At 64.7% G+C, this 14,310-nt stretch carries 18 protein-coding genes; 3 read left to right on the forward strand and 15 right to left on the reverse strand.

What is annotated here, in order from left to right:
* Positions 1–6: 6 nt before the first annotated feature.
* Entirely contained in the window at positions 7–606 is a 600-nt protein-coding gene (locus DWB23_RS16785; protein ID WP_121743935.1) for a GNAT family N-acetyltransferase, read from the reverse strand.
* Between the two features lie 61 nt (positions 607–667).
* Entirely contained in the window at positions 668–1,720 is a 1,053-nt protein-coding gene (locus DWB23_RS16790) for a phosphatase PAP2 family protein (RefSeq protein WP_121743936.1), read from the reverse strand.
* A gap of 171 nt (positions 1,721–1,891) precedes the next feature.
* Here DWB23_RS16790 and DWB23_RS16795 point away from each other — a divergent pair, with 171 nt between their 5' ends.
* Positions 1,892–2,329 (forward strand): hypothetical protein, encoded by a 438-nt coding sequence (locus DWB23_RS16795; RefSeq protein ID WP_121744314.1) that lies wholly within the window; start codon positions 1,892–1,894, stop codon positions 2,327–2,329.
* Between the two features lie 219 nt (positions 2,330–2,548).
* Positions 2,549–2,914, forward strand: coding sequence for a PGF-CTERM sorting domain-containing protein (locus DWB23_RS24055; protein WP_394341759.1), 366 nt, complete (start codon positions 2,549–2,551; stop codon positions 2,912–2,914).
* A 72-nt stretch (positions 2,915–2,986) separates the two neighbouring features.
* Here DWB23_RS24055 and DWB23_RS16805 read toward each other — a convergent pair whose 3' ends face one another.
* The 6 genes from DWB23_RS16805 to rpl18a all read right to left on the reverse strand — a co-directional run bounded on the left by DWB23_RS16805 (position 2,987) and on the right by rpl18a (position 9,515).
* Positions 2,987–4,678 carry a Coenzyme F420 hydrogenase/dehydrogenase, beta subunit C-terminal domain gene (locus tag DWB23_RS16805; protein ID WP_121743937.1) on the reverse strand — a complete coding sequence of 564 codons (1,692 nt, stop codon included), beginning with the start codon at positions 4,676–4,678 and terminating at the stop codon, positions 2,987–2,989.
* Positions 4,668–6,353: a nitrite/sulfite reductase gene (locus DWB23_RS16810; RefSeq protein ID WP_121743938.1), complete on the reverse strand. Its 1,686-nt coding sequence runs from the start codon at positions 6,351–6,353 to the stop codon at positions 4,668–4,670. The genes DWB23_RS16805 and DWB23_RS16810 overlap by 11 nt, the downstream gene beginning before the upstream one ends.
* 373 nt (positions 6,354–6,726) lie before the next feature.
* On the reverse strand, positions 6,727–7,335 hold the full coding sequence (locus DWB23_RS16815; RefSeq protein WP_121743939.1) for a hypothetical protein: 609 nt from the start codon (positions 7,333–7,335) through the stop codon (positions 6,727–6,729).
* 96 nt (positions 7,336–7,431) lie between these two features.
* Positions 7,432–8,868, reverse strand: coding sequence for a signal recognition particle-docking protein FtsY (ftsY, locus tag DWB23_RS16820; RefSeq protein WP_121743940.1), 1,437 nt, complete (start codon positions 8,866–8,868; stop codon positions 7,432–7,434).
* Positions 8,869–8,889: 21 nt separating this feature from the next.
* On the reverse strand, positions 8,890–9,342 hold the full coding sequence (gene pfdA / locus DWB23_RS16825) for a prefoldin subunit alpha (RefSeq protein WP_121743941.1): 453 nt from the start codon (positions 9,340–9,342) through the stop codon (positions 8,890–8,892).
* A complete protein-coding gene (gene rpl18a, locus DWB23_RS16830; RefSeq protein WP_121743942.1) occupies positions 9,339–9,515 on the reverse strand; it encodes a 50S ribosomal protein L18Ae in 177 nt (58 codons plus the stop codon). Before rpl18a ends, pfdA begins: the two co-directional genes overlap by 4 nt.
* A gap of 213 nt (positions 9,516–9,728) precedes the next feature.
* Here rpl18a and DWB23_RS16835 point away from each other — a divergent pair, with 213 nt between their 5' ends.
* Complete coding sequence (locus DWB23_RS16835) at positions 9,729–10,040, forward strand: ASCH domain-containing protein (protein WP_121743943.1); 312 nt, start codon at positions 9,729–9,731, stop codon at positions 10,038–10,040.
* Between the two features lie 90 nt (positions 10,041–10,130).
* Here the strand turns inward: DWB23_RS16835 and DWB23_RS23115 are convergent, their stop codons facing one another.
* The 7 genes from DWB23_RS23115 to DWB23_RS16865 form a co-directional block, all read right to left on the reverse strand.
* Positions 10,131–10,271 carry a hypothetical protein gene (locus DWB23_RS23115; protein ID WP_162989854.1) on the reverse strand — a complete coding sequence of 47 codons (141 nt, stop codon included), beginning with the start codon at positions 10,269–10,271 and terminating at the stop codon, positions 10,131–10,133.
* 102 nt (positions 10,272–10,373) lie between these two features.
* Positions 10,374–11,039 carry a translation initiation factor IF-6 gene (locus DWB23_RS16840; protein WP_121743944.1) on the reverse strand — a complete coding sequence of 222 codons (666 nt, stop codon included), beginning with the start codon at positions 11,037–11,039 and terminating at the stop codon, positions 10,374–10,376.
* Positions 11,040–11,041: 2 nt separating this feature from the next.
* A complete protein-coding gene (locus DWB23_RS16845) occupies positions 11,042–11,320 on the reverse strand; it encodes a 50S ribosomal protein L31e (protein ID WP_121743945.1) in 279 nt (92 codons plus the stop codon).
* Between the two features lie 2 nt (positions 11,321–11,322).
* A complete protein-coding gene (locus DWB23_RS16850) occupies positions 11,323–11,475 on the reverse strand; it encodes a 50S ribosomal protein L39e (RefSeq protein WP_006092547.1) in 153 nt (50 codons plus the stop codon).
* Positions 11,476–11,552: 77 nt separating this feature from the next.
* Positions 11,553–12,518, reverse strand: coding sequence for a hypothetical protein (locus DWB23_RS16855; RefSeq protein WP_238717491.1), 966 nt, complete (start codon positions 12,516–12,518; stop codon positions 11,553–11,555).
* Positions 12,519–12,638: 120 nt separating this feature from the next.
* Positions 12,639–13,238 carry an RNA 2',3'-cyclic phosphodiesterase gene (gene thpR / locus DWB23_RS16860; RefSeq protein WP_121743946.1) on the reverse strand — a complete coding sequence of 200 codons (600 nt, stop codon included), beginning with the start codon at positions 13,236–13,238 and terminating at the stop codon, positions 12,639–12,641.
* A gap of 130 nt (positions 13,239–13,368) precedes the next feature.
* A complete protein-coding gene (locus DWB23_RS16865) occupies positions 13,369–14,103 on the reverse strand; it encodes a twin-arginine translocation signal domain-containing protein (protein ID WP_121743947.1) in 735 nt (244 codons plus the stop codon).
* Positions 14,104–14,310 lie beyond the last annotated feature (207 nt).

Raw genomic sequence — 14,310 nt, forward strand, 5'->3', positions numbered from 1 at the left:
GGGAACTCAGTCGAGACGGTCCGCGCCCGTTTGCACCAGCGAGTCCCAATCGGGATCGTCCAGCACGTCGGGCAGCGGTGCGATCGGGTCGGGGGCGGTCGGTTTCTCGGCGAGCGAGCGACGCCACCAGGCGACGTCGTGCCACTCCGTTTCCGTGTACCCCATCGCCGGAAAGTCGACGAGACGCTCGAATCCGAGTCGGTCGTGGAACCGTTCCGTCTCGGGGTTCGGCACCGTCGTGACGGCGTAGGCGTCGCAGACGCCCTGGCGCTCGAGGATCGCGAAGAGCGACTCGTACAGCCCGCGGCCGATTCCGGACTGCCGGGCGTCAGCGGCGACGTAGACCGAGAGTTCGACCGTCCACTGATACGCTCGGCGCTTTCGAAGTTTGGTCGCGTAGGCGTAGCCGACGACTTCGCCGTCGACCTCACAGACCAGCCACGGATACGTCTCGAGGGTCGACTCGATGCGGTCGACCATCTCAGCTTCGGCAGGCGCGTCCTCCTCGAAGGTGACGGCCGACGATTCACAGAAGGGCGCGTAAATGTCGCGGACGGCGGCCGCATCCGCCGGTTGTGCGATTCGGATCCGAGAATCGGACTCCATGCGTGAGGGTTCCGGTGATCGGTGATAAAGACGCGGAACTCGAGGTCGCGTCCGGGACGAGTCAGCCGGATTGCTGCGTTCGAAGCCACCGGCGGACTCGGCCGACGCACCGGCGACCGCCGACGTAGCCGCGCCGCCAAGTCGACGGTCGGAGCAGGTAGCGAAGCCCGACGGCGGCCATCGTGAGCCAGAAGACCAGCGCCGTCCAGACCTTGCTGGCGCGTTCGGAGTGATTCAACACGGGGACCGTGATGAACGCGCCGAGTGCGAGTCCGACCGCGCCGCCGGCGACGGGCGGCGAGAGGAGCCGGAAGTACTCGAAGGTAGCGAACAGCGGGGCGAACGCGGCGGTCGCGAGGCCACCCCGAAACAGGAGCGGACGGACCGCGCTCGAGGGGCGATCGACCGCGAACACGTCCCCGCCGAGTCGGACGAGTTGCCAGCCGCCGAACGCGCCGAGTGAGGCACCGAGCAACGTCACGGTGTCCGGTTCCACGCGACTCACGCCGAGTGCGCTCGCGCTGCAGACGATCGCAAGCGAGAGCGCGATGGTACCGTGCTCGTCCGGGTAGCGAGCGAGCAGTCGGTCCACGACGAACAGGAACGCGAGCCCGACGGCAACACCGGCGACGACGTCAACGAGGTAGTGGAGGCCGAGTGCGACCCGCGAGAAACAGACGACCGCGACGATGGTTGCCGCGGCGAGCGTCCGTCGACGGAACGTGCCGATCGAGAGCCGCCTGGCGAGGGTGACGTAGACGATCGTGGTCATCAGCGCGTGGCCGCTCGGAAAGCCGTAGCCGCTGGCCATCGCCGTGGCTTCGTACAGCGACTGGAGCAAACCGGGCAGCGTCTCGAGCGCGACGAGCGGTTGGCCGGGTCGCGGCAGCGCGAAGACGTGTTTCAACACGGTGATCAGGGAGAGGCCGGCCAGCGTCAGCCCCATGACGACGGTCGCATCCTCGCGTTTGCTCGCGGAAAACCAGTAAACGCAGCCGACGAGAAGGGCGAGAAACCAGACGTCGCCGAGCTGCGTCACGAGGGCGACGAGGAGGGCCGCCCACTCGGGAACGAGTTCCTGAATTGGTTCGAACTCACCGATCCCTCTGGACATACGGTCCGTACGGTGACGGGTTACTAATTGATACCGGCTCGCCACGGCGTCGAACGAACGGAACGCGAGACGACGGCCGAAACCCGATTCGAAGCCGGCGACGGGAGATACACACCCGTTACGCGCGAGAACGGCGCACATTCTTTTCCCGCCGATCGGTGTTTGACCGGCGTGGACGATCGATCACGACACCTGACCGAACTGGACGGCGACGAGGCCGACGCGCTCGCGGAAACTGCACTCGAGACCGAGTACGTCGCCCGACTCAAGACGTATCTCGCCGACGAGTACGGCACGGACCTGCCGACCGAAAACAGCCGCGCGTTCGAGCGCGGTGACGGCATTCGGGCCGTCTCCGTTTCGGATAGTCCGGACGCCGAAACCTGGCCTGACGTCGCGATTACGGTCCACTTCGACGACGGCGATGTCGTGCAGGCGACCGCCGAACGCCACGACACCGCCGACGGAACGGTGGACCTCATCTTCCCGGCCGAGAGTGCACCCAGACCGGAAGCGGCGGTGAACGACATCATCGAGTCCGAGGGGCAGACGGTCACGGTCACCGTCGACGAGTCGGAGGATATCACGGTGTACTCGATCGAGTTGTGAGCGGAACGCCGCGAACCGGCGACCGTACTCGAGCCGGTGACGGCCGAACTATCCCGCGTCCGAGCGCACGGTCGAACAGTGGACGATTCGCGTGACCTCGAGTGACTATTATGAGTCGCAGAACAGTTCCACCGGTGAGTAGCGTCGACGGACGGCTGTCTCGGAAACCGCTACAAGCCGAGCTCGCCGATCGTCACGACGGGTGACGACCGCGAACTCATCGCCCTCCGTTCGACGAGCACTGACGAACCGGACGGCAGTGATAGTGACGACGAGAACGGTGATCGCAGCGAAGACGACGCCGGCGAAGGCGACGACTCGGAGGGCGGTGACGGAGCCGGGAGCGAGGACGGATCTGACGATACCGAACCGGACCAGGAGGACGAGACCGACGAGAACGAATCCGGCGGCGAGGACAGTTCCGGCAGTTCCGACAGTACCGAAACGGACGGCGAGAACGCGTCTGCGAACACCGAATCCGAGAGCGACGACGGCGCGCCCGGATTCGGGATTGGCGCGGGGGTCGCCGGCGTGGTCGGCGGCGCAGCCGTCGCCTCCCGACGACTGCGAACGCGCGACGAGTGAAACGCGCTGAAACGGGTTCGATTCCCGACGAAAAAGAGAAAGACGACGATACCGTCGGACCGCAGGATTCGTCTAGTGACCCTGGTCGTGGGGATTCAGCGCCGTGCCGTAGTTCTCGGCGTGATCTTTGTAGTCGATGAACCGGGGTGCGTCGGGGTCGAACGGGCGCTCGAGGCTCTCGAAGGCTTTCTTCTTGTCCCAACCCTGGAGCTTTCCGACCGCCGACTTGTCCTCCAGATCGTGGTAGTCCAGATCGGGTTCGGTGAGCTCCCAGGCCTTCATCCCCTGCTCGGTTCGGATGATGACGCTCGAGTACTCGTCGGAGCTTCCGACGGAGCCGACGGTGATGTCCGAACAGAAGCCGGTGAAGTCGGCGCACTCGTCGCAGCCTTTGAGCGCGGCGTCGTGGAAGTTCCCGATGTCCTCCTCGACGATCATCTCGCCGTCGTGGTCGTAGACCATCATCTTGCCGTTGAGGACGTCCATCTTCCCGATCTCGTCGGGCGAGATGCCCCGCTGTTCCTCCAACTGCTCGCCCATGAGGCTGTGGTAGTTGAAATTCTTCGTACACATCAACGCGATCGTGTAGTCGACCGCGCGGATGCCCTCGTTCTGCTGCTGGTAGTCCCAGTCGAAGTCCTGCAGGGCGCGGATGCCCTCGATCTCACACGGCGTGCCCACGATCGCGAGACTCAGTTCGTCGAACGGCTTGTCCGGGAGTTTGTGCTCCCATCGCTCGAGGTCGAGATTACCCAACGCGAGCGTCTGGTTGTAGATCGTCCCGGCGTTCTCGATCAGGTCCTCGTGGCTGGTCGCGAGGTAGCTCTCGGCCTTCCAGGCCTCCTCGTCGCTCTCGGTCGCGACGAGCGCGCCGTCGATCTCGCCTTCCTCCAGGAGGTGTGAGAGGACGGTCGTGACGACGCCGCCGTCCTGGGCGTTCTCGGTCCAGTCCTCGTCGACGCGGGCGGAGAACTCCGTAATCGGATCGCCGGCACCCTTGACGTTGTCGTCGCCGCCGGTGATCTTCCACTGGCGCTCGTATCGGAGGCCGCCGCGGGGACAGAAGTCCCAACAGAGCGAACAGCCGGTACACATCTTGACGAGTTCCGGCAGGTCGTCGTCGCCGACGCCGATCGAGTCGGACGGGCAGGCGGCGACGCAGGTTCCACACTGGATACACCGGCCCTCGTCGATGACGGCCTCGTCCAGTTCCATGAACCAGGTCTTCTCGTCCGGCGTCTCGATGTCGTTCATCCGGCTGCGGATCGAGTACTCCGGCGTGTCCAGATCGACGCCGTCCGGAATCCCGACGCGGACGTCCGGCGCGCCGTTGTCGACGTCCTGGCTGACGTTCTCGGCGGGTTCGGTGAACTCGAGGTCGCCGAGTTCGCCCATCTCGTCGACGTTCGCCACACCCGCACCGTCGGTCGCGACTCGCGGCGTCTCCGATGCAGCGTCGGAAGCCGTCTTCTCGCCGCAGGTGCAGGTGTTCGGCGAGCAACTCTCGCCGCTGGCGTCGTCGCCGCCGTCAGTCGTGATGGCACCCTCTCGAGCGTGATCCGTTCCCGCTCGAGACCGCGGCGCAGCGCCGCCGGTCTCGGGGAAGATCACGGTCTCATCGTCGTCGGTACTGGATTCGGGAACGCTCGGGAGCGTGCGCTCGTCGTCACCCGAGACCTCACTTCGTTCGGTCTCGCGGTTCGCGGCTTCGCCGCTCACTCGACCCGAGGCCTCCCGTCGGTCGGCCTCGCCGTCAATCCCCATGGGCAACACCTCCGGCGACCGGGGCATCGGCACCTTGCATGATCGTCCGGAGTCGGCCGTTGTCGACACCGCGACACCACTCGTAGAACTTCTCACCCTCCTCGCGATCCTCGGCGTAGGCCTCGAACAGTTGCTCGAGCGCCGGAATCACGGAGTCGGCAGGCACGGCGTTCTCGACCCAGTCGAGGAACTCGTTGTCCGCGCCGAGCGAACCGCCGAGACCGAAGTCCATGCCCTCGACGATATCGGACTCGCCGTCCTCGTCGAGTTTGACGGTCTCGCCGCGGAAGCCGATATCCGCGATCTGTGGCTGGGCACACGACGCGGAACAGCCGGACATGTGCATCCGGATGGCCTCGATATCGTCTGGAACGTCGATGCGCTCGTCGAGTTCGCGCGCCCAGCGCTTGGTGCGCTTTTTCGTCTCGATGATGGCGTAGTTACAGAACTCGGTGCCCGTACAGCCGACGGCACCGCGGGAGAACGCGCCGGGATCCGGCTGGTAGTCCGCAGCGAACGGCTCCGCGAGGAGGTCGTCGACGTTCTCCTCGGGAATGTGCGTGATGAGGAAGTTCTGGTCGGTCGCGAGGCGAACGGAGGCGTCCTCGGTGCCGTACTTCTCGGCGGCGCGGGCGGCCTCGGCGAACTCGTCGCCGCCCATGCGGCCGGCGATGACGTTGAAGCCGACGTACTGCAGCCCCTCCTGTTTCTGGTCGTGGACCCCGACGTGGTCGCCCTGGTAGCCGACCGTCAGGTTCTCGCCGCCGGTCGGCAGGTCGACCGTACAGCGGTCGCGGACCGCTTCCTCGAACTTCTCGGGACCCATCTGCTCGACGAGGTAGCGCATGCGGCAGACGCCGCGGTTGTTGCGGTCGCCGAGTTCCTTGAACGTCTGGGCGACGGCGCGGCAGAACTCGACGGCGTCCTCCGGCGGGATGAAGACGTCGAGTTCCGACCCCATTCGCGGACCGTCGGAGAGACCGCCGCCGACGCGGGCGTGGAAACCGTAGTAGTGCTCCCCCTCGAGTTCCTTCTTGGCCGGAACGAGCCCGATGTCGTTGATCTGGGACTGGGCGCAGTCGTGTGCACAGCCCGTGATCGTCATCTTGAACTTCCGTGGGAGGTTGGCGTACTCGCGGTTCTCGGTGAAGAAGTCCGAGACGGCGTCGATGACCGGCTGTGCGTTGAAGCACTCGTGGTCGTCGAGTCCCGCAGCGGGGCAGCCGAGGACGTTCCGGGCGGAGTCGCCGCAACCCTGCACCGTCGTCAGGCCGACCTCGTCGTAGCGCTCCCACATCTCGGGAACGTCCTCGACGCGGATCCAGTGTTTCTGGATGTCCTGTCGGGTCGTGATATCGAGGTAGGCGTCGCCCCAGAGTTCGTTCTGTTCTTCGCCGCCGTACTCCTCGGGCGCGACGGCGAGGTCGTCCGTAACCTCGCCGATGACCTCGGCCTGCTCGGGCGTGAGTTTCCCGCCCGGCACCTTCGTCCGGATCATGAAGTAGCCCTCCTGCTTCTGGGCGTACATGCCGGCCCACTTCAGGCGCTCCCACTCCCCGCCGCCCGCGCGCTCTTCGATCTCCTCGAAGGAGAGTTCGTCGGCGGCGTAGTCGTAGACGTCATCGAGTACGTCGAGCGGGTGTTTGTTCTGTTTGTACTGTTCGGTTGTATTCATGCAAACCGCCTCGTGATTTGCCCAGCAGGCAGCAGACCGGTCATTATATCTTGATGGACCATTGTTTGACGGGTAATACAACCCCATCGGTATACCTCTCCGTAAATAGGCGAACCCTGACGGGGCTAGCACAATCCGGCAACCGTTGCCACTACCGAACGAACCGCTCCGGTGGAACGCCGCCATATCGAAGGGAAACGTCTCCCCTCGAGACGCACTCGACTCGCTCCCGGCCGAGTAGCGGTAATTGTTTCCGCCACAGCATACGCGGCGGTCGGGAGACCGGAGGCGCTCGAGGGGGAGTAGCCCGGAAAACGAGCGGCAGACCGACCGCGCGTTGTGGCGGGCTCCGGGCACGCACGACGATCACGGGCTACGAGGACGGATCGTTCCTCTGCGTTCGTCGCTCGAAGCAAGCAACCGGCTCGCCCGCAGTTCGCGGATCGGGCTCGAACGACGGTCCGTCCGCAATCCCGTTGTACCGCGCCCGAAGCACGATGTTTTCATCGAGATAATAGGTGACGCGAGTGTCCCACTCCTCCGACGTCGCCCCCTGTTGCGTCGACGCGGACATGTTGTATACGATCGAGACCAACGCGCCGTTCCGATCATCCGCTGACTCGAGTTCGGTCATCTGGCGGGTCTGAAACTGAAAGTCGAACGCTTGCGTCTCCGAGCCGTACTCCTCGAGAAATGCGTTTTGCCGATACGCCTCTTCGAACGTGATGGCGTACTGACCGGCCCCGGCGGGCAACGAGTCCGGCGGTGACGGATACGCTGCCGGCTCGAGCGCGTCGTCGACCGACGGCGGGTCCGGATCGGGGCGTTCGACATCGGTGCAGTCGTATGCGTCTGCGGACAGGATCTCCGGTTCGGACGGCTCATCGTCGCTCGTTTGCTGGCTCTCGGAACAACCCGTAAGAGCCACAGCAAACGGAATCGCCGAGATGAGGAGACCGCGTCGGGAATGGAGGGCTCGCATGTATGAATGTCAAGTTTTGAATTATAAATGAGTTACGTATCTTTCATCAATCATCGCAGTCGGCGGGGCTCTGAACGAACGACTCGAGAGGAGCACTCAGTCCTCGTCGGCGAGCAGTCTGTCGACCATCTCGTCCGGGTCGAACCGCTCGATATCGTCGTACCCCTGACCGACGCCGAGAAAGAGGATCGGCCGCCCGGTGACGTGGGCGACCGAGATCGCCGCGCCGCCGTTCGAGTCAGCGTCGGCTTTGGTCAAGATCGCGCCGTCGACCGCGGCGGCCTCGTTGAACTCGCGGGCTCGATTGACCGCGTCCTGACCCGCCACCGCCTCGTCGACGAACAGCGTCATGTCAGGGTCGACGACTCGATCGATCTTCTCGAGTTGATCCATCAGCCCCTCGTTCGTGTGGAGACGCCCTGCAGTGTCGCCGAGGATGACGTCGATGTCGTTGGCTTCGGCGTACTCGACGGCGTCGTACAACACCGCGGCGGGGTCGCCGCCCTGCTGGTGGCTGATGAGCTTCGTATCCAGCGCGTTCGCGTGCTCCTGGATCTGCTCGTTGGCTCCGGCACGGTAGGTGTCGCCGTTGGCCATCACCGTCGAGTAGCCCCGTTCCTCGAAGTAGCGACTCAGCTTGGCGATCGAGGTCGTCTTTCCGACGCCGTTGACGCCGGTGAAGACGATCGTCACCGGCTTGTCCTCGACGGCGATGCGCTCGTCGAAATCGAACTGTCCGACGCTGATCACGTCGTAGATCGCATCGCGCAGCGCCTCTTCGACGACCGCCCCCGTCGAGGTGGTAAACGTCCGCGTCTCCCCGACCAGTTGGTCGCGGATGTTGTCGCGGATCTCCTCGGCGACGCCCATCTCCACGTCGCTCGAGAGCAACGCCATCTCGAGTTCGTGCAGCGGTCCCTCGAGGTCTTCTTCCTCGATGACGAACTTCCCTTTGACGAGGGATCTCGCCTTGGCACCGAAGCCGGTGGCGGCGTCGTCTTCCTGCGTTTCGGTCGACGACTCGTCGCCCTCGGCGTCTTCGTCGTCGGCACCGTCAGCGTCGGTGGCCGACTCGTCGGTCTCGGGTGCCGGTTCGTCGGTCTCGGGTGCCGGTTCGTCGGTCTCGGGTGCCGGTTCGTCGGTCTCGGGTGCCGGTTCGTCGGTCTCGGGTGCCGGTTCGTCGGTCTCGAGACCGCGTCCTGTTTCGTCCGCCTCTGCAGCGAGAGCAGCGTCGGATTCGGCCTCCGGTTCGGCCGCCGGCGTCGGCTCGGCCGTCGCTGACGGTTCGGACCCCGGCTCGAGCGTCTCGTCCTCGTCGGCCGTTTCGCGGGTGGTATCTGGGGCTTCCGATACGGGGGACGCATCTTCGTCGGCTTCGCTACCGGCGGTGTCGACTTCGGCTTCGGCTGCGTCAGCCTCGGCGGGGTCGGCCGCCTCGAGTTCGTCGTCGTCGAGTTCCTCGACGTTCTCTTCGGCGGCCTCTTCGGCGTCTTTGCGGAAGCTCCCGAGTTTCTCCTTCAGGTTGTCGAACATGGTAACGATGGCGACCCGACGTTATTGGCCGGGGCCCTGGCCCTCGCCGCCCATCTGTTGCATCTGCTGTTGCATCGCCTGCTGTTGCATCTGCTGGGCCTGCTGTTCGAGTTCGGCGCTCTCGGCCTCGAGTTCGGCGATCTCGCTGTTGACCTCGTCGATACGATCGTCGAGGTTCGCTTTCTTGCTCTCGAGTGCGTCGACGGCGCCGTCCTGTTCGAACTCCGCGGCGTAGTCGGCACCGAGCTCGACGATCACTTCGTCGATATCCTGTACGTTCGCGCGGAGGTACGCGCCGCCGCCGATTGGGACCTGCACGGTCGAGTCGGTCTCGAGGGTCTCGAGGGCCTCGATCGCCTCGTCGGTTTCGGTCTTCTGTTGCTGGATGGCCTCGACGTTCTCCTCGAGGGCACCGATCTGCTCGTCGATCTCCTGTAGTTCCTGAGACAGCTGCTGGAGTTGCTGTTGACTCATTGTGCAACGACCTCCTCGAGGTCGATCTGGGTTCGTTTGAGTCCGTGTTGGCTCCCGAGTTGTGAGAAGGCGTGTTCGCGGGCGACGTCCTCGTTTTCGGCGTCGATCGTCGTTTCGAACTCCGCGTGACCGTCGCGGCTCTCGAACTGACCAGTGACCGTAAATTGACTCATGGTTCCCACTCCGGCGGGCAGTCGGAAGAATCTTCCCTTCCATCGGAGCCAGCGATACGCGTCAGCGAAACGCAAATCCACCCGGGCCGTTGACTGGACGGACCGCCCGACGGCGATTTCGAATCGCGTTTCTGCTGTGCAATCGTGTGTACGATGAGATACGTGGACTCGCCGGTGCCAACCCATTTTGCCGGGGATCACGTGGATACGGCTATGAGCGAACTCGACCCTGACGAGTTGCTGCCCAGCGACCGCATGCAGACCCAGGCGCTCGAGGGCGACGTCACGCAGATCCATCGCGGCCACCGGTACGCCGAGGAAGGCGATACGTTCACCATCGAGGAGACGACGTTCGAGGTAACCGACGTCACCGACCGAACGCTCGGCGACCTGACCGACGAGGACGCGCGGGCCGAAGGAGTGGACGACCTCGAGGGGTATCGACGACTGCTCGAGCGCGCACACGACAACTTCGAGTGGGACGACGACAGCGAGATCGTTCGCCACCGGTTCGAACGGCAGTAGCCGCTACGCGACGCGTTCCCGGGCGAGGATCCCTTTCAGTACGGCAGTCGTGGCGACGAACGCTGTCGCGAACACGACGCCCCGACGGAGTCACTCACCGATCGGTTCCGCACCGAGGGCGGCATAGCAGACGCGAGCGACGACCGGAGCGAGGAACAGCAATCCGTAGGACAGGAGTCGATGCCGTTCCAGATACGCCTCGAACCGCCGGTACCGATTCCAGACCGTCATTCTGTGCTCGAGACGACGACCGCGCGCAGCAAAAGCATTTCTTCGCCAACATATCCGAACGGGAACGAACAGTAGTCCCGAGAACCGTCAGCCGACAGCTGATCAGTCCAGATAGCCGAGCGCGTCCTCGATCCGGCCCAGTTCCGGTCCGGTCGTGTCCTGACCGATGACGTAGCCCGTCTCGTTCGCGATCAGCCCGGAGCCGACCAGCGGCGCGCCGTAGTTGACGGTGCCGACGTCGGCTCGGACGTCGAGTACGTCCTCGAGGCGGTCCAGTTCGTCGTCGGTCGCTTTCGGATGACAGAGCACCCCTGAGTTCGTCGCGACCGCGGCCGTGCCGACGGTTCGAACGTCGGCGAGATCACCGCGCTCGACGGGTACATCGAGCGTGTCTTTGACGATCCGAATCGCGTTTCGCGGGAGGTCGGGATGGGCGTACGCGCCGTAATCGTTGGCGAGCACGACGTTTCCCGCGGCGTTGATGTTCCCCGGGAGTTCCGCGACGGGTACGTCGACCGCGTCCTCGAGTCGCTCGCGTTCGTACTCGAGGGCGCGAGAGCTGACGAGCAGGCCGTTCTCGTTACCCATCGCTAACGCACCGACCGTCGAGGAACCGCCGACGGTCGTCCGGATTGCGGGCACCTCGAGTTCGTCGGTCAGGTCAGCGACGACGTCGTCGTCGACGTCCGGGCGAACGAGAACGCACGAGTCGGTCGCACGGGCGAAGACGCCGACGTAGGCCGACCCGGCGAAGGCGAGACGTTGCAAATTTACTCGGCGACCTCGGCTTCGACGACGGCTTCACCCTCTTCGTCGAAGCGAGCTGCACGGACGCGGAGCTTCCGTGGCGGGTTGGCCCGGCCCTGCGACCAGATCGTCTCGTTGATCGAGGGGTCCAGTCGGATGGCGTCCTCGTCGACCGCAAAGTGTTTCGCGAGGTGTTCACGGATGAGTCGCATCGCGTAGTCGGCGGCCTCGTGGTTGGGTCCCTTCTTGACGTCGCGCAGTGGAACGGTTACGACGCGTTCCTCGAAATCACTTGCACTCATTGTTACTCGTCAGTGTCGTTACGGCGCCAGTTGCGTCGCTTCGGGTTCCGCTGGACTTCCATGTCAGTCTTCATCATGACCCAGGCCGGAACGCGGCTGTTCTGGTTCTCGAGTTTGGCAAGCCGCTTCTTCTTGCCCTTCGTTTTCTTACCCATAGTAGCCCCACGTAACCCATGCTGGCTTAAAATCTTGTCCATCTTGGAGACGGCGTAGATCTCGGCCGGAATCGGGTCTACCGACCGATACGCCACTCGAGCGTGCGCGTCACGGCCTCGAGCGTCGCCTCGCTGAGTTCGGTCGTGTACGCCCAGCGATCGACGTCCTCGTAGCCGTCGTGGCGGTGGAACCGGTCGTGATCGTAGCAGCCTCTGCCGTGAAACCGGGTGCCGCCGCCGACCCCGTCCGGCCCGGCGTAAGCGGTCGCCATCGGCGAGACCTCGAGCGTCGCGTCGTCGATTTGCACCGCGGTGCCGAGGTCGTGATCGCAGCGAGAACCACCGACTTCCGCGACGACATCGCTATCGAGGAGCGTGTGTACTGTCTCGTGGATCGCCATGTTTCGCGTCACCGCCCGCGAGTCCCAGAACTCGGTCGCGCCGAGGTTCGCGACGGTCCCCGCGTCGCCGGCGCTATCCTCGGCCTCGTCGCCGACAACCGCGTTCGGCGAAAGCGTTCCACCGTAGCCGACGCGGTAGTTGAACGGAGCCCAGCAAAACAGCAGATGGCAGGCCGATCCGGTAAGCACGTTCCGATCCCGGAGCCGGTCGCGAAAGACCGAAAGGACCGTCTCGAGTTCCGGAACGACCGCCTCGGACGACGGCGGCGCTGCCGAGAGCGGAAACCGGACCGGGTCGCCGCGCTCGACGCGCGCGTCGACCCCCTCGAGTCGCGAGCGCTCGTGGGCGTACGCGAGAATCCGGATTAGCGCATCCTCGACAGCGGCCAGCGCGTCCCGAAACGGGGGCGGCCAGTCCCGGCGCATACCGTCGAACCCGTACCGAATCCAGGCTCCCAACGGGACCGGGCCGGGGTAGACGCGAACGTGGAGCGATTCGTCGCCGACGGCCCGCTCGTCGGCGCTGAGACGCGTCCTCGAGACGGCGGCCGCGCCGCCGAACGACGCTAACAGCTCTCGCCGGGAGACGGAGGAATCGCTCGGAGTCGCGGACGAGAGCCGGGTGGGGAGCGATAAGACCACGAGTTATCGACGGCGTTCGCCGCCGTCATTCCTCCGGCTACACCGAACTCCGCCATCCGTCCTGCCCCTGCATGCTCCGCCCGATTCGCGTCGAACGGTCGTCCGACTCGAGGGCGGCGGCTACGCGAGCGAGAACGATTCGACCGTCGAGTACGTCGGTCCCTCGTCGGTGAGCGTGCTCTCGGTCAGTCTGATCTCCTCGACGTCCATCTCGCCGACTTCCGGTTCGCTCCCGCGGCTCCGCCGCTCGTCGTCCGCAGACGACGCCCTCGACTCCCGAACGAGTTGCTGAACGAGGTCCTTCCCGCCCGCGTGTTCCATCCGCGCGAGCGTCACGTGCGGCGTGAAGTCGTGCGATTCCGCTTCGAACCCCATACCGGTCGTCCGCTTCTCGATCGCCTCGTGAAGCCGTGTGAGTTCCTCGCCGCCCTCGACGACGCCGAGCCAGACGACTCGGATGTAATCGAGACTCGGAAAGACGCCCAATCCGCCGAACCGCGCGGTGAAAGGGTCGACGTCGGCGTCGTCGACGGCGGCCTCGAGTTCGCGCTCGAGTTCCGGAAGCCCATCCACGTCGACGTCGCCGAGAAATTTCAGCGTGACGTGGACCTGCTCGGGGTCGGTGAAGGTGAGCCCGCTGGCGTCCGCGAACTCGTCTTGCAACTCGGCAACCGGTTGCGCGAGCTCGTCGGACAGGTCGACGCTGACGAACGATCGCATAGTGGGCGTTCAACGGGAACCCCCTTGAATCGTGGTGGCTGGACGCTACTGCGCCGTCAAATCGATGGTCGGTCGCGCCACTCATTCGAAAATCGTGGCCGTCGAGACGGGTATCGCGGTCCGGCTGTGATCACTCGAACTCGTCCTCGAGGTCGCTGAAGTTCTCGATAACGTGAAAACTGATCAGCTCTGCCGACCCCTCCCGGGCGAGTCCGACCGCGAGGTGCTCTTCCTCGGGGTCGTCGACCGTCACGATTTCTGTGTCGAATATCGTCACCGTTCCGGTGTCGCTCGAACCGTTCACGGATTCCGTCTCGATTCCCGTTCCGGCGTCGTTCGAGTCGTTCTCGGACGTCCGGTTGGTTTCTGCTCCGGTGTCAGTCGAATCGTTCTCAGACGTCCGGTTGGTTTCCGTTCCGGTATCGTTCGAGTCGTTCTGGAACGTCTCCCCGACGTCCAGTTCGGTATCGAACGCATCACCCTCGAGTTCGATACTGACCTCGTAGTCGCCGGCGTCCGTCCAGATGTCCTCGTAGAGCGCGATCGAATCGGCGTCCTGGTTTTCCTCGTCCTCGTCGGCCGCTTTCTCGAGGTCGAACGTCTCCTCGAGGACGACGTCGCCGTTCGGGTCGACGATATCGATCGCGCCGTTGACCGGCGTATCAGCGCCGTTGAAGACGTTCACGTCCTGAAGCGCGAGATCGCCGAAATAATCCATGACTGCGGTACAGCCGCCCATCGAGACCAGCGCCGCGGTTCCACCGGCGGCGATGAACGTGCGCCGGGAGAGGTTGTGACCGGGTCGGGACCGGTGGGTCGGTGGGGAGGGCGTTACCGTCGAATCGGTGCGTCGTGGCGGGGACATGCCAACTGCGACTATTCAGCCACTCAACAAAAGTTTTTCTTCTGACACGTATCCGGAGCATCAGTGACAGTCACCGCCGATCGTCCTCGAGAATCGAGCGACGCGGTGGCGATCGAATCGGGAGCGCGACATCGACGGTTCCGGAACGGATCGCGCTCGAGTCGAGGTTCCTCGACCCGCGAACGGCGACTCGCAAGGTCGCAGCCC

Source organism: Natronorubrum halophilum, assembly GCF_003670115.1.
In the GTDB taxonomy this organism is placed as follows: domain Archaea; phylum Halobacteriota; class Halobacteria; order Halobacteriales; family Natrialbaceae; genus Natronorubrum; species Natronorubrum halophilum.